The 25,063-nt window shown below is 72.1% G+C and carries 9 protein-coding genes; 6 read left to right on the top strand and 3 right to left on the bottom strand.

The window, feature by feature from the left end; all coding sequences use genetic code 11:
- The first annotated feature begins 56 nt into the window (after nucleotides 1–56).
- Nucleotides 57–635, top strand: a complete 579-nt coding sequence (locus CRM89_RS06935; protein WP_098083528.1) for a TetR/AcrR family transcriptional regulator — start codon at nucleotides 57–59, stop codon at nucleotides 633–635.
- A 6-nt stretch (nucleotides 636–641) separates the two neighbouring features.
- Here the strand turns inward: CRM89_RS06935 and CRM89_RS06930 are convergent, their stop codons facing one another.
- Nucleotides 642–1,133: a nitroreductase family deazaflavin-dependent oxidoreductase gene (locus tag CRM89_RS06930; RefSeq protein ID WP_060591169.1), complete on the bottom strand. Its 492-nt coding sequence runs from the start codon at nucleotides 1,131–1,133 to the stop codon at nucleotides 642–644.
- Between the two features lie 115 nt (nucleotides 1,134–1,248).
- On the opposite strand from CRM89_RS06930, the gene CRM89_RS06925 reads away from it, so the two are divergent.
- The 3 genes from CRM89_RS06925 (at nucleotide 1,249) to CRM89_RS06915 (ending at nucleotide 4,063) form a co-directional block, all read left to right on the top strand.
- Complete coding sequence (locus CRM89_RS06925) at nucleotides 1,249–1,911, top strand: TetR/AcrR family transcriptional regulator (protein WP_011209330.1); 663 nt, start codon at nucleotides 1,249–1,251, stop codon at nucleotides 1,909–1,911.
- A gap of 32 nt (nucleotides 1,912–1,943) precedes the next feature.
- Nucleotides 1,944–2,939, top strand: a complete 996-nt coding sequence (locus CRM89_RS06920; protein WP_098083527.1) for a GlxA family transcriptional regulator — start codon at nucleotides 1,944–1,946, stop codon at nucleotides 2,937–2,939.
- 74 nt (nucleotides 2,940–3,013) lie between these two features.
- Entirely contained in the window at nucleotides 3,014–4,063 is a 1,050-nt protein-coding gene (locus tag CRM89_RS06915; RefSeq protein WP_098083526.1) for a nuclear transport factor 2 family protein, read from the top strand.
- Here the strand turns inward: CRM89_RS06915 and CRM89_RS06910 are convergent.
- Together CRM89_RS06910 and CRM89_RS06905 are read right to left on the bottom strand one after the other, a co-directional pair.
- Nucleotides 4,053–22,163: an amino acid adenylation domain-containing protein gene (locus tag CRM89_RS06910; RefSeq protein ID WP_098083525.1), complete on the bottom strand. Its 18,111-nt coding sequence runs from the start codon at nucleotides 22,161–22,163 to the stop codon at nucleotides 4,053–4,055. The genes CRM89_RS06915 and CRM89_RS06910 overlap by 11 nt on opposite strands.
- A gap of 688 nt (nucleotides 22,164–22,851) precedes the next feature.
- Nucleotides 22,852–23,355 (bottom strand): thioesterase family protein, encoded by a 504-nt coding sequence (locus CRM89_RS06905; RefSeq protein ID WP_011209326.1) that lies wholly within the window; start codon nucleotides 23,353–23,355, stop codon nucleotides 22,852–22,854.
- Between the two features lie 176 nt (nucleotides 23,356–23,531).
- Here CRM89_RS06905 and CRM89_RS30325 point away from each other — a divergent pair, with 176 nt between their 5' ends.
- Nucleotides 23,532–24,407: a hypothetical protein gene (locus CRM89_RS30325; protein WP_127516090.1), complete on the top strand. Its 876-nt coding sequence runs from the start codon at nucleotides 23,532–23,534 to the stop codon at nucleotides 24,405–24,407.
- Between the two features lie 155 nt (nucleotides 24,408–24,562).
- On the top strand, nucleotides 24,563–25,039 hold the full coding sequence (locus CRM89_RS06895; RefSeq protein WP_127516088.1) for a hypothetical protein: 477 nt from the start codon (nucleotides 24,563–24,565) through the stop codon (nucleotides 25,037–25,039).
- Nucleotides 25,040–25,063 lie beyond the last annotated feature (24 nt).

Here is a 25,063-nt window from a genome sequence, read left to right as displayed (position 1 = left end):
GTTTCGATACCTGGCGTATCGAAACCAAGAGTAGCGTAATGCACTAGGGTGTGGGCATGACGCGAGTGAGCAGCGAATCCGCTCGGCCACCGGGGCGGCCACGGTCCGGTCTGCACTCCGTGGTCTTCGCCGCCACCTTGCAGACGGTGCACGAGCTGGGTTATGCGCGCGCGACGGTCGATCGCATCGCGGCCGCGGCGGGCGTGGCGAAGACGACCGTCTACCGCCGCTGGCCGTCCAAGGGCGCGCTGATCATCGATTGCCTGCTCGACGCCTTCGGCCCGGTACCACTGGAGGGCGCGGACCGGGCCGAGATCATGACGGGCGCGATCCGTTGGATCGCGGGGAAGATCGCCGATCCCGGCGTGGGCGACGCCTTCGCGGGTGTCTTCAGCGACGCGGTGAGCGATCCGGAGCTGCGCACCCTGTTGTCGACCCGCTTCCAGGATCCGTATCGGATCGCCGTTCAGGACGCGCTCGGCGAGTCCGAGCAACGGGTGCTGTTCTACATCGACGTCGTCGTCGGCACCCTGCTGCACCGGATGGGGATGACCGGTGCGCCGATGGTCGAGTCCGATGTCGAGGCATTGATCGAGATGACGCTGCGGTACTTCGGCACCGGCGACGAGAGGTAGCGGGCGCTAGGCCGACTCGCGGACGGGCGCCCGCCGCACCTGGAGGCACCGGTCCACGCGGAACAGCCGCAGCGTCAGGCGGGTTCCGGGCGAGAGGTGGGCGGCCACGGCGGCGGTCGGCACGAGCGCGGGCTGATCGACCGGCACGGTGGCACCGTCGGTGACCACCGTGGCCGAGCCCGCGGCGAGCACGTTGCGCAGCCAGTCGGCGCGGGTGCCGTAGGGCAGGGCGACGACATAGCCGGTGTCGGTGGGGATCACGTCGACGGGAGTGTCGTAGGTCCGGCCGGAGCGGCGGCCGACGTGCCGGATCAGCGCGCGGGGCGAGCCGGCCGTGCCGGCGTCCCGCAGGACGCGCCGGTTGGTGACCTTCTTGTTGAAGCGGCGCACGGTGTCGACGATCGGCGCGATCCGGTACCGCAGGCCGATCAGCAGCGTCGCCAGCGCGAGCAGCGGAATCGCCACGATCAGCACGGCGAGGACAATCAGCACTTTCATCAGGACAACCGCCTTCGGGACCGCCTCGGCACGCCGCGGCTCACTTACGTTGTAAGTACCATAGACTTACCGTGTAAGTACCGTCAATCCCCGTCCTGTCCACCCCCGGAGCCCCATGCCGCACCGCAACCCCGCTCGGCCACCCCTGACCCGTGATCGGATCCTCTCGGCCGCGGTCGATTTCGCCGACGCCAACGGCATCGATTCGCTCACCATGCGCCGTCTGGGCACCCTGCTCGGTGTGGAGGCGATGTCGCTCTACAACCACGTGCGCGGCAAGGCCGAGCTGCTCGACGGCATGGTCGACCTGGTCTTCGCCGAGATCGAGCTGCCCGATCCCGGCCTGGACTGGCGTGCGGCGATGGGCGCGCGGGCACGCTCGGTGCGCGCGGCGCTGGCACGGCACCGCTGGGCGATCGGACTCATGGAATCGCGCAAGGCGCCCGGTCCGGCCACCCTGCGCCACCACGAGGCGGTGCTCGGCTGCCTGCGCGGCGCCGGCTTCTCGCTGGCACTCACCGCGCACGCCTACGCCCTGATCGACAGCTACATCTACGGATTCGCCCTGCAGGAAGCCACGCTGCCGTTCGCCGCGCCCGCCGAGTCCGAGGAGGTCGCCCGCGAGATCATGGCCGGACTGCCCGCCACGGAGTTCCCGCACTTCACCGAACTGGCCGTGGGGCACGTCCTGCGACCCGGCTACGACTTCCGCGACGAATTCGACTACGGGCTCGACCTCATCCTGGACACCCTCGAGCAGCGCCGCACCGCCCCCTAGGCCAGAACCCGGATATCCGCTAAATTCCAGCCATGACGATCGTGGCGGTCCTCGCCTCCGAAGGCGCGGTGGGTTTCGAGGTGATGCTCCCGGGCGTGGTGTTCGGCGCGGCGAACACGGTCTGTGCGGACGATCGGTACGAGATCCGCATCGTGACGCCCGAGGAGGGGGCCACCACCGGCGCGGTCCACGGGCGGGCCCGGCTCCAGAGCGATTGGGGCATCGACACTCTCGCGACGGCCGACATCGTCGTCGTGCCCGGCCGCGACGACTACCGCACCGAGCCGTCCACGGCGGTCTGCCAGGCGCTGCGCGCGGCCCTGGCCCGTGGCGCGCGGGTGGCCTCGGTGTGCGTCGGGGCGTTCACCCTCGCCGCGGCCGGGTTGCTGGACGGGCTGCGCACGACCACCCACTGGGCCCATGCCGCGGAGCTGGCCCGCCGGTACCCACAGGTCGAGGTGGACCCGTCGGTGCTGTTCATCGACAACGGGCAGGTGCTCACCTCGGCGGGTATCGCCGCGGGGCTCGACGTCTGCCTGCACCTGGTGCGCCAGGATCTCGGCGCGCAGGTGGCCGCCGACACCGCCCGTCGGATCGTCATGCCACCGCAGCGCGACGGCGGCCAGGCCCAGTTCATCGCGCACGCCGACCCCGCCGACCCCGACACCTCGCTGCAACCGGTCCTGGACTGGATGCAGGCCAACCTGCACCGCCCGCTCACCCTCGACGACATCGCCGCGCACGGCGCGATGAGTGTGCGCAGCCTCAACCGCCGCTTCCGCGCCGAGATCGGGACCACCCCGTTGCAGTGGCTGCTGCGCGCCCGCGTGCACCGCGCGCAAGAACTGCTCGAGACCACCGGCCTGTCGGTCGATCGGGTGGCCGAGGAGTCCGGCTTCGGCTCGGCCACCACCCTGCGCTATCACTTCACCCGGCTGACCCGGACTTCACCGCAGGCCTACCGCACCACCTTCCAGCACGGCGACGCCGGCGACCGGGAGCCGGCGTTGGCCAGATCTTCGCGATAGGTGTCCATCTGGCCACTGGGCGGGCAGATCTTCCGAAAGCACACTGGTGAGCGCACATTTCGGAAGGGAACACCATGACTGTTCGAGAAGCCGACCGCACCGGGTTCGCATTCCCCACTTCGGAGCTCGCCGTCGCCGCCGACGCGCTGGTCGCCGAGGTCTCGTCCCCGCTGGTCTACAACCACGTGGTCCGCGCCTACCTCTACGCTCGCGAGATGGCCGCGGCCACCGGCCTGCGGGCGGGTACCGACTACGACGACGAACTGCTCTATCTCGGCTGCATCCTGCACGATCTCGGCGCCACCGACTACGCCCAGGGCGACCAGCGGTTCGAGGTCGACGGGGCGGACGCGGCCGCGGAGTTCCTGCGCGCCAGGGACGTCGCCGAGGACCGGATCCAGGTGGTGTGGAACGCGATCGCGTTGCACTCCACCGACGGTATCGCCCACCGCTTCGGCACCGAAGTGGCGCTCACGCAGATGGGCACCGGCGCCGACATCATCGGCCGGGGCCGGGAACTGCTGCCCGCGGGCTTCCCCGAGCGCGTGCACGCCGCGTGGCCGCGCCTGGACGTCGGCTACGCCTTCGGCGAGGTGCTCGCCAGGCAGGTGCGCGACAACCCCGCCAAGGGCAGTCCGTTGACCTTCCCCGGCCAGCTCTGCCAGCTCTACTACCCCGATCAACCCGCGGTCACCTGGTTCGACGTGGTCGATGCGGCGGGCTGGCACGACCGGCCGGTGCCGATCGGGGACCGGCCGGTCGGCGCGGCGACGCCCGAGGAACTGGCGACGCTGTTCACCCGCTACTTCAACGCCGGTGATCTCGACGGTCTGCTGTCGCTGTACGAGCCGGGCGCGGTGTTGTTCCCGATGCCCGGGGAGCGGCGCACCGGCCTCGACGCCATCCGCGAATCCCTGCGCGGCATGCTCGATTCCGGCGCACGGATCGAGCTGACGGTGCGCGGCGTGCACGTCGCCGGTGAGCTGGCGCTCATCGCCAACGACTCGGTCCTCACCGGGGCCGGACCGGACGGCACGCTGGTGTCCACCACCACCGAGATCGCCCGGCGCGGCAGCGACGGCTCCTGGCGATACGTCCTCGACGACCCGTACTTCACCGCCTGAGCGGCCCCGGTCCCGGCGCGAGCCGTTCGTCGAGCACCCGGGCGATCCGGGCCAACACGGACGGCTCGGTCATCGCCAGGTGCGCGGCGTCGACGTCGACATTGGTGATCTCACCGGCCACGACCGGCGCCCAGCCTCGGTGACCGCGGGCATCCGGTCGTCGGTCCCGTAGCGCGGTGAAGTACAACAGATCGCTGTCGAGCACCCCCGGCTCCCAGTCCCCCGCGGCGCGGATCGACCGGTTGTAGGTGTCGGTGAGCCGTTCGATGGCGGCGGCGTCGATGGCGAGGCCGTCGCCGAGCCTGCGGCGGATCAGGGCGGCCGCCTCCTCGGGAGTGGCGTCGGTGGGCACGAAGTCGATACCGATCACGGGGCCGAGGTTGGCGATCAGCTCGCCCGCGGTCACGGTCGTCACGGTCGAGGCGTCGATGCCGTCCACCTCCGCGTCGAGCATCGCCAACAGCGCGACGTCCTCACCGGCGGCACGTATTTCGGCGGCGACCGCGTGGGCGATGAGACCGCCGAGCGACCAGCCGAGCAGGTGGTACGGCCCGTGTGGCTGCACGCCGCGGATCTCGGCGACGTAGCGGCGGGCGGTCTCGACGATGGAGTCGGGGCCGGGCTCCTCGCCGCCGAGCTGCGGCGCCTGCAAGCCGTAGATCGGCCGGTCGCCGGTGAGGAATTCGGCCAGCGGCCGGTAGCACCAGGCCAGACCGGACGCGGGGTGGATGCAGAACAGCGGTGGCTGCTCGCCGCCGGTGCGGATCGGCAGCAGCACGTCGAAGAGCGCGGCGGCTGGTTCGGGGGCGGGCCGGCCCGAGCGCATCCCGGTTTCGATGCGCTTGGCGAGGTCGGCCGGGCGCGGATCGGACAGGAACCAGCTGACCGGGACCTCGTAGTGCAGATCCCGGGACAGCTCGCCGGCCACCTGCACCGAGCGCAGCGAGTTGCCGCCCAGGGCGTAGAAGTCGTCGTCGGCGCCGACCCGCTCGACACCGAGCACGTGCTCGAAGACTTCCGCGACCTCGCGTTCCAGCCAGGTCGCCGGTTCCCGGTATGCGCCGTGCGCGAGGTCGGGTTCCGGCAGGCGGTTGCGGTCCAGCTTGCCCGACGGGGTGAGCGGCACGCTGTCGAGCACGACCACGGCACCGGGCACCATGTAGTCGGGCAGCTCCGCCGCGGCGTGCGCCAGCACGGCGTCGACATCGAGGGTCGCGCCGGGGGCGGGCACGAGGTAGCCGACCAGCCGGGCCGCCGCGCCGGTGGACCGCACGGCCGCCAGGGCGCGGGCGACGCCGGCATGCTCGGCGAGCACGGCCTCGACTTCGCCGAGTTCGATGCGCAACCCGCGCAGTTTCACCTGGAAGTCGGTGCGGCCCAGATATTCCAGGTCACCGGTGCGGTTGCGGCGCACCAGATCACCGGTTCGGTACAGCCGCTCACCGTGCCCGTAGGGGTCGGGCACGAACCGTTCGGCGGTCAATCCGGGCCGGGCGTGGTATCCGCGCGCCACCTGGGCACCGGCGAGATACAGCTCCCCCACCACGCCGGGCGGGACCGGCCGCAGCCGGGCGTCGAGCACGTAGGCGCGGGCGTTCCACACCGGCGTACCCATCGGGACGGCGCCGGTGTCGCCGGCACGGACCGGGCGCGCGGTCGCGTGCACGGTGAACTCGGTCGGTCCGTAGAGGTTGTGCAGTTCCACCTCGGGCAGCACCCGTCGCACGGCGGCCACCACGTCCGCGCCGAACGCCTCACCGGCCACCAGCAGCGCCCGCAGCGAGCGCAGCGCCGATGCCGGTGCCGACTGCGCGAACGCCGCGAGCATCGACGGCACGAACGAGGTGATCGTCACGCGGTGCGCGGCGATGACCTCCGCGAGGTAGGCCGGGTCGGTGTGGCCGCCGGGGCGGGCGATCACCAGCCGCGCGCCCACCGCCAGACTGCCGAACAGCTCCCACACCGACACGTCGAAGGTGGCGGGTGTCTTCTGCAACACCACATCGCCGGGGCCGAGCGCGTAGGCGTCGGTGAGCCAGCGCACCTGGTTCACCACCGCGCGGTGCGGGATCGCCACCCCCTTCGGCCGGCCGGTGGATCCGGAGGTGAACAGGATGTAGGCCAGGTGGTCGGGCCGTAGCGGGGCGAGCCGCTCGGCGTCGGTCACCTCCGTGGCGTCCAGACCCGCCAGATCGAGGTCGTCGAGTGCGGTGAGCACCACCACGGGAGCGGCGGTGGCCAGCATGTAGTCGATCCGGTCGGCGGGCAGATCCGGATCGATCGGCACGTACGCTCCGCCCGCGGCGTGCACGGCGTACATGGCGGTCACCTGGTCCAGGGAGCGGCGCATCCGCAAGCCCACCGCCGTCTCCGGGCCGACGCCGCGGGCGATCAGCCAGCGGGCCAACCGGTTCACCCGCGCCGCGAACTCGGCGTAGGTCAGCGACCGGCCCTCGAACTCCACCGCGGGCTCGTCGGCGTGGGCGCGCACGGCGCGGCCGAACAGCGAGACCAGCGTGTCGCCGGCGGGCAGCGCGTGATCGGTGGCGTTCCACCCCACCAGCACGGCATCGCGTTCGGCGGCGGTCAGCAACTCCACCTCGTGCACGGGCCGGTCCGGATCGGTGACCAGCGCCTCGAGCATCCGCTGCAAGCGGTCGACGAAACCGATCACCGTGGTGGCGTCGAACAGGTCGGTCGCGTAGGAGATTCCGCCGGTGATGCCCGCGGGCGTGCCGTCGGCGTCGTAGCTGTCGGAGACGGTGACGTGCAGGTCGAACAGCGACGTGCCGGTGTCGGCGTCGGCGACCGTGGCCGACAGGCCCGGCAAGGCGAAGACGGTGGCACCCAGGTTCTGGAACGCCAGCATCACCTGGAACAGCGGGTGGTGCGCGTGCGAGCGGACGGGGTTGAGTTCCTGCACCAGGCGCTCGAACGGCACGTCGGCGTGGCCGAAGGCGGCGAGATCGGTGGCGCGGACGTGCGCGAGCAGCTCCGCGAACGTCGTGCCAGGCCGCATCCGGGTGCGCAGGACCAGGGTGTTGACGAACATGCCGACCAGATCGTCGAGCTGGGGTTCGCCGCGTCCGGCGTAGGGGGTGCCGACGGCGACGTCGTCGGTGCCCGCCAGCCTGCCGAGCGTGGCCGCGAGCGCCGCGTGGAACACCATGAACAGGGTCGTGTTGTGTTCGCGGGCCACACGTTCCAGGTCGGCGTGCAACTCCGCGCCGATCCGGATCGGCACGCTCGCCCCGGCATAGGACTGCACGGGCGGGCGGGGGCGGTCGGTCGGCAGCTCCAGCCGCGGGGGCAGATCGGCCAGGTGGGTGGTCCAGTAGTCGATCTGCGCGTGCAGCAGTGACGCGGGATCCTCCTCCGCGCCGAGCACCGCGCGCTGCCAGATCGCGTAGTCGGCGTACTGCACCGGCAGCGGCGTCCAGGCCGGCGCCTGACCGAGCAACCGCGCCTCGTAGGCGAGCATCATGTCGCGGGCCAGCGGTGCCAGCGAGGCGCCGTCACCGCCGATGTGGTGCATGGCGGCGGCCAGCACCCACTCGTCCCCACCGAGGTCGAACAGGCGGACCCGGAAGGGCGGCTGGGTGGTCACATCGAACACGGTGGCCAGGAACGCCCGCACCGCCTCGGCCACGTCGTCCCGGTCGACCCGGACGACCTCGGGCGCCGCGGCCGCCTCCGCCACGGGCAGCACGACCTGTACCGGCTCGCCCGCCACCAGCGGGTAGACGGTGCGCAGGATCTCGTGGCGGCCGACCACGTCGTCGAGCGCGGCGCGCAGGGCGTCGCGATCGAGGCTGCCGGACAACCGGATCACGACGGGAATGCTGTAGGCGGTCGACTCGGGTTCGAAGCGGTTGAGGAACCACATGCGCTGCTGGGCGTACGACAGCGGCACACGCGCGGGCCGCGGCTGCGCGGTCAGCGCCACCCGGCCGGTGTCGGCGTGCGATTCCGCCCGGGCGGCCAGAGTCGCGACGGTCGGCGCCTCGAAGATCAGCTGTACCGGCACACTCGCGTCGATCGCGGCACCCAGGCGCGCCGCGACCCGGGTCGCGACCAGGCTGTTGCCGCCGAGGGCGAAGAAGTCGTCGTCGGCGCCGACCGGTCCGGTCAGCCCCAGCGTCTCGGCGAACACCCCGGCCACGATCTCCTCGATCGGCGTGGACGGCGCCCGGAATCGCTTGGTCTGCAACACCGGAGCCGGCAACGCGCGGCGATCCAGTTTGCCGTTGGGCGAGAGCGGGATCCGGTCGAGGATCAGCACCGCGGCGGGCACCATGTAGGACGGCAGCACCGCGGTCAGGGCAGCGCGCAGATCGGCTTCGGCCAGCAGCGCCCCGGCCTCGGGCACCACGTACGAGACCAGCATGACGGGTCCGGCGCCGTCGCGGCGCGGGACGGTCACGGCGTACCGGACGTCGGGACGCGCGGTGAGCGCGGCGTCGATCTCACCCAGTTCGACCCGGAAGCCGCGCACCTTGACCTGGAAGTCGTTGCGTCCCATGAACTCCAGCGCCCCGGCCCGGTTCCAGCGGACCAGGTCGCCGGTGCGGTACATGCGCTCGCCGGGCCCGGCGTACGGGCAGGCCACGAACCGGCCCGCGCTGGTGCCGGGGCGATCCAGGTAGCCGCGTGCCAGCCCCGGGCCCGCCAGGTACAGCTCGCCCGCCACCCCGACCGGCACCGGCTGCAGGCGGGCGTCGAGTACCAGCGTCCGCATCCCCGGCACCGGCGTGCCGATGCAGGACCGGGCGGTCGGCTGCCCGCGGTCGACCGCGGTCGCGACGATGGTGGCCTCGGTCGGGCCGTAGAGCACCCGGAACTCCCGGACGCCCGCGTCGTCGGTGCCGGTCCAGCGGCGCACCAGGTCCGCGGGCACCTCGTCGCCGCCGGACAGCACCACCCGCAGGTCGTCGAGACCGGCCGGGTCGACGGAGGCCAGTGCCGCCGGGGTCACGAAGGCGTGCGTCACCCGCTGCGCCCGCAGGAACTCGCCGAGTTCCGTACCCCCGTACAGCTCGGTGGGCGCGATCACCAGCGCCGCCGCGCCCCCGACCGCCAACAGGATCTCGAGCAGCGAGGCGTCGAAGGACGGGGAGGCGAAGTGCAGTACCCGCGAATCGGGGCCGACGCCGTATCCGCGCTGCCCGGCCAGGAAATCGGCGATGCCCGCGTGGGTGACCGCGACACCTTTCGGCACGCCGGTGGAGCCGGAGGTGAAGACGACGTACGCGGTGTTCGCCGGCCGCAGCGGGCGCAGCCGTTCGGCGTCGCCGATCCGGCCGCCCGGCAGCGCCGCGAGCCGCGCGGCGGTGTCGTCGGCACGGGCGTCGGCATCGAGCACGACCCACTCGACGACAGCGGGCAACCGGTCGCGCACCGCGGCCACGGTCAGCCCCAGCGTCGCGCCGGAATCCGTCACCATCTGCTCGATCCTGCCCGCGGGATACCCGGGGTCGACCGGGACATAGGCCGCGCCGGTCTTCACCACGGCCCACCACGCCACCACCGACTCCACCGAGCGCGCCACCGCCACCAACACGGTGCGCTCGGGTCCGGCGCCGCGCCGGATCAGGTGGCGCGCCAGCCGATTCGACCGTTCGTCGAGTTCGGCGTAGGTGAGCCGCGTCTGCCCGGACACGACGGCGACACCCGCGCCGGCGCTGCGCACCGCGGCGTCGAACACCTCCGGCAGCAGCACCGTCGGCGCGGGTGTTCCGCCGGTGTGCGCGAGCAGGTGCGAGCGCTCGTCCGCGTCCAGCCAGTCGATTTCCCCGACCGAGACCGACGGATCGTCGGCGACCGCTTCCAGCACTCGCACCAGCCGTCGTCCGAATCCCGCCACCGTTGCCGGGTCGAACAGCTCACGCGCATACATGAGCATTCCGGAAATGCCCTCTGCCACACCTCCTTTCCCATAGGAATCCGATACGACCCATTGCAGGTCGAACTGGGAGATCCCGGTGTCGGCCTCGGCCAGGGACACCTGCACATCCGGCAGGCTCACCTGCGTGTCGGCCAGGTTCTGCCAGGCCAGCATCACCTGGAACACCGGATGGTGCGGGGCCGAGCGGTCCGGGTTCAGATCCTCGACGACGCGTTCGAACGGCACGTCCGCGTGCTCGAAGGCGCGCAGATCCGTCTCGCGGGTGCGGGCGAGCAGGTCCGCGAACGGCTCACCGCCGTCGAGCGGCGTGCGCAGCGCCAGGGTGTTGACGAACATGCCGACCAGCTCGTCGAGGCCCGGTTCGCCGCGGCCCGCGACCGGGGTGCCGATCACGACGTCGTCGCTGCCGCTGGAGCGTCCGAGCACCACCGCCAGTGCCGCGTGCAGCACCATGAACAGCGAGGTGCCGTGCGATCGGGCCAGTTCCAGCAGGCGGGCGTGCAGGTCGGGGCCGATCTCGACCGGCAGCCGCGCGCCCGACAGCGACGCCACCGGCGGGCGGGGCCGGTCGGTGGGCAGCTCGAGACGGTCGGGCGCGCCCGCGAGGGTGGTGCGCCAGAACGCCAGTTGCGCCGACATCAGCGACCCGGGATCCTCGGCCGTGCCGAGCACCGCGCGCTGCCACAGGGCGTAGTCGGCGTACTGCACCGGCAGCGGCGCCCAGGCCGGCGCCTGTCCGGCCGTCCGGGCGGCATAGGCGGTCATCACGTCGCGGGCCAGCGGGCCCATCGACCGGCCGTCCCCCGCGATGTGGTGCACCACCAGCGCCAGCAGGAACTCTCCGGTCGTGCCCGCGAGTTCGAAGAGGCCGACCCGCAGCGGTACCCGCGCGGTCACGTCGAAGCCGCGGCGCACGAACTCGCCGATCGTGTCCTCGACGGCGGCCGGATCGACGCGCACCGATTCCAGCGCGATCTCCGGTTCGTCGAGGATCACCTGCCGCGGTTCCCCGTCGGTCTCGGGATAGACGGTGCGCAACACCTCGTGCCGAGCCATCACATCGCGCAAGGCGGCCGCCAGCGCGGCGGGATCCAATCGGCCCGACAGCCGCAGCAGCACCGGGACGTTGTAGGCCGCCGAGTCCGGCTCGAACCGGTTCAGGAACCACATCCGCTGTTGGGCCAGCGACAACGGCAGCCGCTCCGGGCGGGCCACCGCGGTCAGCGCGACCCGCTGTCCGCCGCTCAGCGACGCGGCATGCGCGGCCAGGGCGGCCACGGTCGGGAAGTCGAACACCGCCCGTACCGGCACGGTCGTGTTCATCGCCGCGCCGATGCGCGCCGCCACCGACGCGGCACTCAGGGAGTCACCGCCGAGGGCGAAGAAGTCGTCGTCGGCGCCCACCCGGTCGAGGCCGAGCACCTCCGCGAACGCGGCCGCGACCGCCGCTTCCGACCACGTCGACGGGGCCCGGTATTCCCGTGCGGCGAAGGCGGGTTCGGGCAGCGCGTCCCGGTCGAGCTTGCCGTTGGCCGTCAGCGGCACCTCGTCGAGCACCACGACCGCCGCCGGGACCATGTAGGCGGGGAGCTCGTCGGCCAGCGCCCCGCGCAGCTGCGTCCCGGAGACGGCGGCACCCGCCGCGGGCACCACGTACGACACCGGCACCACCGCTCCCCCGCCGATCCGGCGCGGGACCGTCACCGCGAACGCCACCGCGTCCTGCGCCGCCAGGGCCGCATCGATCTCGCCCAGCTCCACGCGGGTGCCGCGGATCTTCACCTGGAAATCGTTGCGCCCCACGAATTCGAGGGCGCCGTCCCGGTTGCGCCGGACCAGGTCGCCGGTGCGGTACATCCGGCCGCCGTCGAACGGGCAGGCCACGAATCGGGCCGCGGTCAGCCCGCGCCTGCCCGCGTAGCCGGCCGCGACCCCGGCGCCGAACAGGTACAGCTCACCCACGACACCGATCGGCGCAGGCCGCAGCCAGGTGTCGAGCACGACCGCCGCCACCGGTCCGACCGGGCCGCCGATCGTGATCGGCGCGCCGGGGCGCAGGTCGCCTGCGGTGGCCCAGATGGTGGATTCGCTGGGACCGTAGAGATTGACCATCCTGCGGCCGTGCGCCCACCGCTCGCCCAGTTCCACCCCGACCGCCTCCCCGGCCGTCGCCAGCACCCGCAGTTCGTCGAGCCCGTCGGCCGGGACGGTCGCCAGCGCCGAGGGGGTCACCACCGCGTGCGTCACGTGCTCGCCGCGGATCAGATCGGCCAGTTGGGGCCCGCCGTACACCTGCGGCGGTGCGACGATCAGCCGTGCGCCCGCCCCGTGCGCCAGCAGCAGTTCGAAGACCGAGGCGTCGAAACTCGGCGCGGCGACCTGCAACACCGCCGCGTTCCGGTCGACGCCGAGCAGGCGATGTTGCGCGGCGACCAGATCCGCGAGTCCACGGTGCGTGACGAGCACGCCCTTCGGCGTCCCCGTGGAGCCGGAGGTGTAGATCAGGTACGCGACGTCGTCGAGACGCACCGGACCGCCGCGCTCGGCGTCGGTGACCCGCCCCGCGGGTACGGATTCGACGGCGCGGCGGGTGTTCTCGTCGTCGAGCACCAGCGTCGCGACCGCCGCGGGCACCGCGGCAGCGGCGGCGCTGTCGGTGACGGCGAGCGCGGCGCCGGAATCGGACAGCAGGAACGCGATTCGATCGGCGGGCAGGCTGGGGTCGATCGGCAGGAACGCCGCTCCGGCCTTGGCCGCCGCCCACACGGCGGTGACGGCGGCGAGCGAACGCGGCAGCGCGATCGCGACGACACGATCGTGTCCGGCCGTGTGCGCCAGCAGGAGCCGGGCCAGCCGGTCGGACCGCTCGTCGAGTTCCCGGTAGGTCAGCGCCTCGTCGGCACAGCGCACGGCGATCGCGTCGGGCGCTGCCGCGGCGGAGGCGGCGAGGATGCCGGGCAGTGTGCGTGGTTCCGCGCCAGGGCCGCTGTTCTCCGGCCGCATCGGGCCGTCCTCGCCGCCCCCGACGGCCGCCGTGGCGGCCTGCGGGTCGGCCGCGATCCGGTGCAGCATCGCGGTGTAGCGGTCGAGGATCTGCCGCGCGGCGGCGGCGTCGAACTCGCCGACCCGGTAGCGCAGGGTGATCCGCAGCGCCGACGTGCCGTCCGCCGCGGGCCGGGTCGGGGCGACGACCAGGCTCAGCGGGTACGGGGTGGCGTCGACACCGGCGAGTTCCTCGACTCGCAGCCCGGCCGAGTCGACCAGTTCCTGCAGGGCCGTCCGGTCGATCGGGAAGGACTGGAAGGCCAGCGCGGTGTCGAAGAGTTCCGGCAGTCCCGCGGCTCGGTGGATCTCGGGCAGGCCGATGTGGTGGTGGTCGAGCATGCGGGCCTGCTGGGCCTGGAGCTCGGCCAGCAGCCGCGCGATCGGCGCCGCCGGATCCAGCTGCGCCCGTACGGGGATGGTGTTGAGGTACATGCCCAGCGCCCGGTCCACGTCCGGCAGCTCGGGCGGTCGGCCCGACACCGCGGTGCCGAACAGCACATCGGTCTCCCCGGCGTGGACGCGCAGGGTCATCGCCCAGGCCGCGGCGAGGGCGGTGTTGACGGTGACCGCGGTGTCGGCGGCGACGCGGCGCAGCGCGTCGACCTCGGTCGCGGTCAGCTCGGCCACTTCCTCGGCGGTCGCGGCGGCGGGCACGCCGCGCGACACCCGGGTCGGTGCGGTGACATCGGAGAGCTCGCGCGCCCAGGCGGTTTTCGCCGCGTCGGCGTCCTGCCGGCGCAGCCACGCCAGGTAGTCGCGATACGACGGGGCGGCATCGGCGGAGTCGATGTGGGCCGGTCGGCCGTAGAAGTCGAGTAGCTCGCGCAACAGCAACGGCATCGACCAGCCGTCGAGGACCACGTGGTGATTGGTGACGAGCAACCGGAACCGGTCCGGGGCCAGGCGGATCAGGGTGAATCGGATCAGCGGCGGTACCGACAGGTCGAATCCCGCCGCCGCGTCGGCCGCCGCGACCTCGTCGGCGGCCCGCCGCGGCTCGCTCCGGTCCGTCAGGTCGAGGGTGCGGAACGGCACGTCGGCGTGCGCGAGGACGATCTGGCACGGCCCGTTCGCGGTCTCGGCGAAGGCCGCCCGCAGGATGTCGTGCCGAGCCACCACGGCCTGGGCGGCGGCGCGCAGGCGCTCGCCGTCGACCGTCCCGGCGAACCCGATCATCGTCTGCACCGTGTAGTCGTCGCGGTCGCCGCCCAGGCCGGCGTGGAAGTGGATGCCGGCCTGGATCGGCGACAACGGCCACACGTCGGCCAACGCCGGGTAGCGCTGCCGCAACCGGTCGAGGTCGGCCTCGGCGAGCCGTACGAGCGGCGCGCCCGCGTCCGGCGCCTCGGTCGCGCCCTCGGCGCGGGCCAGCGCGGCCAGCGCGGCGACGGTCTTTCCTTCGAACACGTCGCGTGGTGTGAATCGCAGCCCGGCGGACCGGGCCAGCGCCACCAGTCGCAGCGACACGATGCTGTCGCCGCCGAGGGTGAAGAAGTTGCTGTCGGCCGTGACGGTGTCGAGCTGGAGCACCTCGGCGAACAGCCGCGCCACGGTCTGTTCGGCCGGCGTGGCGGGCGGCCGGCCCGACTCCTGCCGGGCTCGGACCGGCCTGGCGCGCAACGCTTTCCGATCGACCTTGCCGACCGGAGTGAGCGGCAGGTCGTCGAGTACCACGATCGCGGCGGGGATCATGTAGTGCGCGAGCGCACGTTCCAGATCCGCGCGCAGCGCCGTCACGTCCAGTTCGGCGCCGGCCGCCGGGACGACGTAGGACACCAGCACCGGTTCCCCGGCGGGACCGCGCTGATCCACGGTGGCGACCCGCGCGACGGCGGGCCGGCGGGCCAGGTGGGCGTCGATCTCGCCCGGCTCGATCCGCAGACCGTGGATCTTGACCTGCTGGTCGTTGCGGCCAAGGTAGGCCAGTTCCAGGCCGTCGCGGCCGCGTACCCAGCGGACCGCGTCGCCGGTGCGGTAGATCCGTTCGCCGGGCCGGTCCGGGTCGGCGACGAAACGCGTCGCGGTCAGGCCCGGCCGCTCGTGGTAGCCGCGGGCCAGGCCCGGCCCGCCGACGTAGAGTTCACCGGTGACGCCCACCGGCACGGGCCGCAGCCAGGCGTCGAGTACCCGCACCGACGTGCCGGGGATCGGCGCGCCGATGGTGACCTGGTCGCCGGGCCGCAGTTCGGTCGAGCCGGTCGCCCAGATCGTGGTCTCGGTGGGTCCGTAGTGGTTCAGCAGGCGACGACCCGCTCCCCAGCGCCGCACGAGGTCGGCGCCGGTCGCCTCGCCCACGACCGCGACCGTGGCCAGCGAGGGCACCCGATCGGGTGCCATCGTGCCGAGCGCGGACGGGGTGATGATCGCGTGGGTGATGTGCTCGCGGCCGATCAGGTCCTCGAGCTCCGACCCGCCGTAGATTTGCGGCGGTGCGATCGACAGGCACGCACCGCGGCTGTGCGCCAGCAGCAGCTCCGACACGCACGCGTCGAAACCCGGTGACGCCACTTGCAGCACGACCGACGCGGTGTCCACCGCGAAGGCATCGGCCTGGGCCGCGACGAGATTCGCCAGGCCACGGTGGGAGACCTGCACGGCCTTCGGCGTTCCGGTCGAACCGGAGGTGTAGATCACGTACGCGGTGGTGTCGGGCAGCACCGGGCCCGCCGGGCTGGGGACGGTGGCGACGGTTTCCCCGTCGGCGCGCAGCCACTCGACCGTGGCCGGAAGCTGGTGTGCCACAGCGGCGATGGTCACGCCGAGGGCGCAGTGCGCGTCCGCCAGCAGACCGGCGATCCGCTCGGGCGGATTCGCCGGGTCGATGGGCACGAACGCGGCGCCGGTCATCGCCACCGCCCAGATCGCCACGGGCAGTTCCGCCGATCGCGGCGCCACCACGGCGACGAACGACTCGGGGCGAGCGCCCCGGGCGATGAGCCTGCGTGCGAGGTCGGCCGCCCGCTCGGCCAACGCCCGATAGGTGAGCGAGGTGGTCCCCGCGCGCACGGCGGTGGCATCGGGATGCGCTGCGGCGGTGGCGGTCAGGAGGTCGCGCAGGGTGCGCGCCGGCAGTTGCTCGTCGGAGCGTGAAACATGTTCGGGCACACCCGGTTCCGCGGTGATCGCGGCGACACGGCGCTCCGGGTCGGTGACGATCTGGGCGAGGATGCGCTCGAACCGCCCGAGCAACGTACGCGCCTGCTCCCCGTCGAACCGATCGGTGGCGTACCGCAGGATCACGGTGTGGGTCCCGGTCTCGCCCGGCGCCGCCTGCCCGTCCCGCGCGGGACGCGGCGGCGTCACCTGCAGGCTCAGCGGATACGGGGTGGCGTCGTGCGCGTCGACGTCGACCAGGCGCAGACCCGCGTCGTCGAGGTCGCGGGCCAGCTCGTTCCGGCCCAGCGGGTAGGACTCGAGCACGGTCACCGTGTCGAACAGGTCGGCCACACCGGTGGCGCGCTGCAACTCCGCCAGACCGATGTGCCGGTGGTCGAGCATGGCCGCCTGTTCGGATTGCACGCGCACCAGCAGCTCGGCCACCCGCTGGTGCGGATCGAGCCGCACCCGCACCGGCACCGTGTTGATGAACAGTCCGATCATCCGCTCGACACCGGCCACCTGCGGCGGGCGGTGCGACACCGTGTTGCCGAACACCACGTCCGAGCGCCCGGTCAGGACGGTGAGCAGCAGAGCCCACGCGACCTGTACCGAGGTGTTCGCGGTGACGCCGTGCGAGCGGCCCAGATCCAGGATCGCCGCGGACGTGGCGGCGGACAGCTCCACGCCGACCTCGCCGCTGTCGGCGGTCACCGTGCGCTCACCACCGGTGACGCGGGTGGGACTCTCGATCCCGGCCAGCATCCGCTGCCAGGCGGCGATCGCGGCGTCGTCGTCCTGCGCGTGCAGCCACTGCAGGTAGTCCCGGTAGGAGTGCGCGGGCGGGAGGTCCGCGCCGGTCTCGTCGGCGTAGCGCGCCAGCAGTTCGTGGATCAGCAGCGGCATCGACCAGCCGTCGAGCACGATGTGGTGGTTGGTGACGATCAGGCGGAACTCGTCGGCCCCGGTGCGCACCAGGTGGAACCGGACCAGGGGCGGGCGGGCCGGATCGAACGGGGCGGCCTCGGCGGCGGCGAGCATACGCAGACCCTCGTCCGGATCGGCCGAATCCGTCAGGTCGCTGGTGCGCCAGGCTGTTTCGGCCTCACCGAGCACGATCTGCCGCGGCCCGTCCGCGCTCTCCACGAACGCGGTGCGCAGGCTGTCGTGCCGGTCGACGAGGGCCTGGGCGGCGCGGCGCATCCGGTCCGCCAGTACCGGGCCCGCGAGGGTGAGGGTGGCCTGCACGGTGTAGCCGTCCTGGCCGTCGGTGTCGTAGACGGCATGGAACAGCAACCCGGCCTGGAGCGCGGTCAACGGCCAGACGTCGGTCATCGCCGGATACTCGCGCCGCCACCGGTCGAGGTCGTCCTGCGTCACCGGGACCAGCGGGAAGTCCGACGGGGTGAATCCGCCCGCGTCGGCGGACCGCGCGTGCGCGGCCAGTCCGCGCAGCGCCGCCTCCCACAACCCGGCCAGCTCCGCGACCTCGGCCCGGTCGAGCACCTCGGCGGCGTAGTCCCAGGTGACCTCGAGTTCGTACCCGTCGGGCCCGTGCTCGGCGATCGCGTTCACATCGAGCACGGCAGGCAACGCCATCCGGGGGTCGACCGTGGCGGTGAGGGCGGTGAATTCGGTGGTGGGCGTCCACGGCCCGGTGTGTTCGCCCGCGCCGACCCGGCCCAGGTAGTTGAAACTGATCTGCGGCTCCGGCGCACCACCCAGCACCGCGGCGCCGAGCGAGTCCAGGTGGCGCAGCATCCCGTAGCCGATGCCGTTGTCCGGCACCGCCCGCAGCTGTTCCTTGACCCGCCGCACGGCCAGACCGGCGGCGTCCCCGCCGGCGAACGCGTCGTCCAGATCGAGGTCGCCCAGATCGAGTCGCAGCGGGAACCGGGTGGTGAACCATCCGACCGTGGCGGCCAGATCGGCGCCGGGCACCGCCTGTTCCTCGCGACCGTGCCCCTCCAGCGCGATCAGTTCCGCGCCGCCGGACCGGCCCCGCGCCCGCCGCCATGCGCGCAACGCCAGGCCAAGGGCGGCCAGCAGGGGGTCGTTCGCGCCGCCGTGGAACCTGGCGGGCACGGTGGTCAGCACGGTCTCGGTGACCTCGGCGGGCACCCGCAGGCGCACCTGCTCCGCCGCGGCCGCGACATCGCGGTCGGGGTCGAGCCTGCGCGCACCGAGCAGGTCGTCCCCGCACTCGAGCACGTCGCTCCACAGCGCGAGTTCGCCCGCCCGCCGGCGGGGCGCCTGCTCGACCAGACCGTGCACCCACCGCCGCACCGAGGTGGTCGGCGCGTCGAACCGCGGGTCGCCGCCCTCGGCGACCTGCGCCCATGCCTGCGCGAGATCGCCGAGCAGGATCCGCCACGACACCGCGTCGACGGCGAGGTGATGCACCACCAGCCACAGCAGATCCGCGCCCGCGTCGCCGCCGTCGAGCCACACGGCCTGCACGAGCACGCCGTCGTGGGGATTCAGCCGGTCGGCGGCGGCCTGCAGATGCCGGTCGACCTCGGCGGCGTCGCGCCGCGCCAACCGGACGCGGGTGAGCACCGCCGCGGCGTCGATCGTGCCGCGCTCGAGCACGTCGACGAAACGGTCCGCCGAGCCGGCGGCGCGCAGCACCGCGCGCAGCATGTCGTGCCGGTCGAGCACGGCCTGGATCGCCCGAACCAGGTCGTCGCGGCGCAGGTCCGCGGGCAACTGGATCAGCGCCGCCTGGGCGAACCGGTCGTAGTGCCCGCGCGCGAGCATGGCGTGCATGATCGGCGACAGCGGCATCGAACCGATGCCGCCACCGGGAAGTTCGGGCAACCGCTCGGCGCCCGCGTCGGCGGCGATCAGCGCGAGCCCGGCGACGGTCTTGTGGTCGAACACGTCCTGGGTGGAGAAGTTCAGGCCCTTCGCCTTGGCCCGTGCCACCAGCCGGATCGACAGGATGCTGTCGCCACCCAGTGCGAAGAAGCTGTCGTCGGCGCCGACCTCGGGCACGCCGAGCACCTCCGAGAACAGCTCCGCCACGATCCGTTCCCGCGGCGTCTCCGGTCGACGCCCGACCGGCACGGCACCGAAGTCCGGTTCCGGCAGCGCCCGGCGGTCCACCTTGCCGAAGGCGTTGACCGGCAGGCTCTCCAGCGGCATCAGCACCGTCGGCACCATGTGCGGCGGCAGCGTCGCGCGGGCGAACCGCTGGAGTTCGGCGACATCGAGGCGGTGACCGCGCACCGGCACCACGTAGGAGGCCAGTACGGTCGTGCCCGCCTTGTTCGGCACCGGCACGGTCACCGACAGCTCGACGTGCTCGTGCCCGGTCAGTGCGGCGTCGATCTCGCCCGGCTCGATCCGGTACCCGCGGATCTTGACCTGGAAGTCGCTGCGGCCCAACAGTTCCAGCTCGGGCTCGGCGCTGTCGGTGCGCCACCGCGCGAGATCACCGGTGCGGTACATCCGCTCCCCCGGCGCACCGTACGGGTCGGCGACGAATCGGGCCGCGGTCTCGCCGACCCGGTGTCGGTAGCCGCGCGCCAGGCCCGGCCCGGCCAGATACAGCTCCCCCGGCGTGCCCGGCGGCACCGGTTGCAGGGTCCGGTCGAGCACCATCGCCGCGACCCCGCGGATCGGTCCGCCCACGGTGCGGTCGTGGCCGGGCCGCAGGCGCGCGCACGCGGCGGTCACGGTCGCCTCGGTGGGCCCGTATTCGTTCAACAACGCCCACGGGCCGGTCCAGCGTTCCACGACGTTCGGCGGGCAGACGTCGCCCCCGACCACGACCGCGCGCAGTTCCGTCAGCGGTTCGGGATCGACCGTGGCCAGCATGGCGGGGGTGAGGGTCAGGTGGGTGACGCGCGCCTGGGCGAGCAGCCGGGTGAGCCCTTCGCCGCCGATGATCTCCGGGGGCACCACCACCAGCGCGGCGCCGCTGGCGAAGCAGGTCAGGAACTGTTCCAGCGAGGCGTCGAAGCTGGGCGAGAGCGCATAGGACACCCGCGAATCCGCGGCCATGCCGTAGGCGGCGACGCGGTCGGCGATCAGCCCGGCCAGCCCGGCATGGGTCACCTGCACACCCTTCGGCGTCCCGGTGGAGCCGGAGGTGTAGGTCAGATACGCCGAGTCGGCCGGACGCAGCGGGCGGGTCCGCTCGTCGTCGCCGACGGGCCCGTCGGCGGTGCCCGCGAGCGCCGCGCGGGTGGCCGGGTCGTCCAGCACCAGCGCGGCCACGCCGTCGGGCACCCGATCCCGGTGCTCGGCCACCGTGAGCACGGTCCGCGCGCCGCTGTCGGCGATCATGTGCTCGATGCGCGCGGCCGGATAGGCCGGGTCGATCTGCACGATCGCCGCCCCGCATCGCGCGACCGCCCACGCCGCGAGGACCGATTCCACCGACCGGCGCAGCACGATCCCCACGGCCGTCTCCGGCCCGCACCCGAGTGCGACGAGTCGCCGGGCCAATCGGGCGGACTCGCGGTCGAGCTCGCCGTAGGTCACCGTCGCGTCGGGGGCGATGATCGCGGTGGCGGCGGGGTCGCGGCGCGCGGCCTCACCCAGGATGTCGGGTAGCAGCCGCGGCGGCGCGGGGTTCGGTCCGCGCACGGGCAGCAGCGCCGCCCGCTCCGCCGGTTCCAGCAGCGGCAGCGCCGCCACCGGGCAGTCGGCGCCGCGGGCGAGGAAGGCGTGCAGGAAGCGCAGGAACCGCACGTGATGCCCGGCCAGTTCGGCGCGGGTGTAGATGTTCGGGTTGCCCTGGAAATCGATGTGGGTGCTCTCGCGGCCCGCGCCCGGGTAGATGTTGACGAATAGGTCGGCGGTCGGCCCCGAGGTGAGCACATGCAGCCGCCCGGTCGTCTCCCCGAAGACGACCTCGTTCTCGATCATCATCAGGTTCACCGCCGGACCGAAGGACGCGGCCTCGTCGCGGGCGATGCCCATGTCGGCGAAGATGTCCTCTTGGCGGTAGCGCTGGCGGCGCAGCGCACTGGTCAGCTCGCCCTGGGTGGCCTCGATCAACTCACCGACCGCGCGTCCGGCGACCCGCACCCGCAACGGCACCACGTTGGCGACCATGCCACCGGACCGCCGCAGCACCGCCGAGTGCCTGCCCGAGACCGGCAGGCTCAGCAGCACCTCGTCGCTGCCGGTCATCCGTGCCAGATACGCCGCGAAGGCCGCGACCGCGATGGGCGTGACGCTCGTGCCGCGCGCCGCGATCACCTCGTCCAGCAGGCGCGCGGTGTCGTCGGGCAGCGGGGCGCTGATCAGCGTCGGATGGATGGTGGGCTTGCCGACCCGGCCGGCCAGGCTCACCACCGGGGGCGCCCCGGCCAGGTGTTCGGTCCAGTACTTGCGGTCGTTGTCGAAGCGGGTGGAATCCCGGTAGGCCAGGTCCTGTTCGACGATGTCGGCGAGATTCTGGGCGGCGGGCAACGGGGCGTCCTCGCCGCGGACCCACGCGTTGTACAGCTCGGTGATCCGGCGCAACATCGTGACCGCCGCGAACCCGTCCAGCGCGATGTGGTGAGCACGCTGATACCACAGGTAGTGCTGCGGACCCACCTGGTACACATAGCTTTTCATCAACCGGTCGGTGAGCAGGTCGAGCGGGGCCGAATAGTCCTCCACCATCAACCGGTGCGCGGTCGCCACCGGGTCGGTGTGCCCGCGCAGATCCACCACCGACACCGGCGCGTCGAGGCTGAGGTCGACGAACTGGCACGGCTCCCCGTCCACCTCGATCAGACGCACGTGCCCCGACCCGAACTCGCGGCTGGCGGTCCGGCACGCCTCCACCAGCAGATCCGCCCGCAGCTCCCCGACGATCTCCACGTACTGCGCCACGGAGATCGGCGACCCGCCCGCCAGGTGCTGAGCGAACCAGATGCCCCGCTGGGCGGCGGTCAGCCGGAGGACCTCGGGGGGCGGGCTCGCCGCGCTCGCGGAGTCGGCTCGGGAATCACCGCCGGACACCAGGTGCCGGGTCGCGTCGGGCGAGTGGCGGCGCGGATCACCCGACCACTCGGGGGTGCTGTCGAGGTTGCGCTTGGACTGGGTCACCGGACCTCCATTGATCCGTTGTTGCCGTCCGGCGGGCAGCGTCGGGTGCGCAGGGCTGTGCGCACCATTCGCGACGCATCGAAATGGTGTCTGTGCCCTCGGACGAGGAATTGCTCGTGACGGCACCGAAAAGCACGCCGACACGGGCGCAAGGAACCGTGGCGAACACGACCGGGTGAAATTCCGCCGGACTGCCGACGAATTACATTGTTCGAATTATCGACCGGTGTTTGCCGACGTGACCGTTGCGAGAATTCGCGATTCGGTCATTTCTGGCGATCCTCGCGTTTTCGCGGTCGCCCGGGTGGACCGTGCCGGTGGGGTTCCCAGCCGGTCACGGCCGCGTGCACGCCGTGTTCGTATCGGCGTACGCGCTGGTCAGGGGTAATGCTCGCGCCGTGGCACGGTTCCGCGAGCAGAACGAAGGTAGTGGATTTCATCGGTGGCACCGACTCGCCTCGGGACAATGGCATACCGCAGTACGCGTCCGTTCGGTCGCAAGTCCATCGACGGCGCTGTCGCGAACTTGTCCTGTTGGCTCTCCGCAACCCCGACTATTGGGAGATTCGTCTGTGTTGCCGACCTGCCTCTCAGGCTTCCGGGTCGACTGTCGCCGGAGCATTTCGGTGGCTCGGCGACGGGCGCGAAAAGCAATCATAATCGAGCCGCGACGAACCTCGCAACGAAATCAGCGGCGAATGCCCATGACCCCGCAGACCGGCGCTGACCAGGTCAATTTGCCGGAAACGGCGACCAGGTCGTCGACCGCCGCGGCGAGGTCTTCGGGCATCGACGCGGCCCGGCGGCGCTCGAGGTCGACGTGCACGAGCATGATCTCGAGGGTGTTCGACAGCCGCTCCCGCTGCGGGTCGACGAGGAAGGTCATCATGTGCACGGCCTTGTCCGCCCGCTCGAGCACCCGCGCGTGCACGGTCAGCGGATCGCCCTCGCGCAGCTCGCTGTAGTAGGCGATGTGATGCTCGGTGGTGAACAGCCCGAGCCTGCGCTCCCGCCGGTACTGCTCGTCGAGCCCGGCGGCCCGCAGCAGGATGTCCGCCGCCCGGATGTTGTGCTCGAGGTAGTACAGCACGTTCATGTGCCCGTTGTCGTCGATCTCCCGGGCACTCACCCGCCCCTCGAGCACGGCCGGAAGCTCACGAATCTGCGCAACACTCGGTAGGTCGATCGCCATACGCCCATCCTGCGACACCACCACACCGCCCCGGACAGCGGGTGCCCACTCACCGAACACCTCTGTCCGGTGCCACCCACACGCGGGCGACAGACGTTTTGCCGCCCTCGCCCGATCGGTATACGTTGATGCCGGATCGTCCGGCCCAGGTCGTTCCGCAGTACAGAAGGGTGGGGGTGTGGATTCCGGGCGACGGCCCCGAACGGCTGGCCGGGCACGTCGCCGAACTCGACGCCGCGGTCCACGCCGTCCACGGGACGGCCTGTTCACCGGACGGCTCGGCGGACAGGGAAGTCGACATCTACGGCGCGATCACCCGCCTGCAGCTGACCGATTTCGCGATGGAGTGGGGGCCGCAACGAGGAACTGCAGCAGAAGGCTCTGGAAGCCATCGACAACAACCAGGCGGTCGTGATCCAGTCGAGTCCCGACGGCGGACAGATCGCGTTCAGCAACTCTGTCGCGCCCGGCCAGAACGTCATCCTGCCGGGTGCGGGGATTCCGATGCCGAAGGGGAACTGACGATGCGTGTCCCGACTGTACTTCTCGCGGCGGCGCTTGCCCTCGCGGCCGTGTGCGGCACGGCTTGCGGCTCGATGGGTACCGAGCCCCCGGCTTGCCCCTCCGAGACTTTCGATCTGCATCGGCACCCGGCCACGCTCGGCGACGAGAAGGCTCTCGTGCGAGCTTTCGACGAAGCCGCCGAGCAGCAGTTGGAATCCACGACCATGGCGGAGATGACCAGCCGCGCAGGGTGGAGCACGGCCTGGGACCGGGTCATCTATCTCGGCCCGCGCACGACCGACGAGCAGCTGAAACTGAAGGCCGCAAGCGACCTCGATCTGGCGTGCTTTTCCAACCTGCCCGCGCTGACCAGCAATTCGGATCAGCCCAGCCCGCACACGACGGTATTCCTGGCTGACGGTAAACCGGTTCAGGCCGTGTGGTGGGTCGACCGAAACCCGAGCCTTGATTTCGGTGACCGGGAGTTTCTCCTCCCGGATACCGTGCTCCGCTACGACCCGACCGCGCAAACCATGCGCGCGGAGTAGGGGACGCCGTCCTCGGCGCAGATCGTGTTCAGCAAGTCGGTGGTGCCCGGTCAGGACGCGATTCTGCCCGGCGCCGGAATTCCTATGCCGAAAGGGAAGTAGTAGTGATGCGATACCGCTCTGTACTGATCGCCGCTGCCCTCAGTGTGGCGGCCGTGAGCATCACCGCCTGCGGCCCGAAGGACACTTCCGCCGCGTGCAGCGGCGAGACGTTCAACCTGCACAGTCATCCGGAGCTTCTCGGCGCCGAGAACGATCTGGTCCGGGCCTTCGACGAAGCGGCGGAACAGCAACTGGCGTCTGCGACGATGGTGGAAATGACCACCCGCGCCGGCTGGTCCCCGGAGTGGGAACGAGTCGTCTACATCGGCGCACGCACGACCGACGAGGAGCTGAGGAAGGATTCGGCAACCGACCTCCGACTGGCTTGCTTCGCGGGCCTGCCCACGGAGAATTCCGATCCCGACCTCCGCAGCTCGCACGTGACGTTGTTCGTGGCAGATGGGAAGCCATTGCAGGCGGTGTGGTGGGTGGGCCAAACCCCGAGCCTGCGGTTCGGCAAGCGTGACTTCCTCCTCCCGGATACCGTGCTCCGCTACGACCCGGACTCCCGAACCATGCGGGCGGAGTAGGGGCCGCCGTTGCATCGGCCTGGA

Origin of the sequence: Nocardia sp. FDAARGOS_372 (genome assembly GCF_002554515.1) — a bacterium.
GTDB classification, from domain to species: domain Bacteria; phylum Actinomycetota; class Actinomycetes; order Mycobacteriales; family Mycobacteriaceae; genus Nocardia; species Nocardia farcinica.
This window is presented reverse-complemented; position numbering and strand designations above follow the sequence as displayed.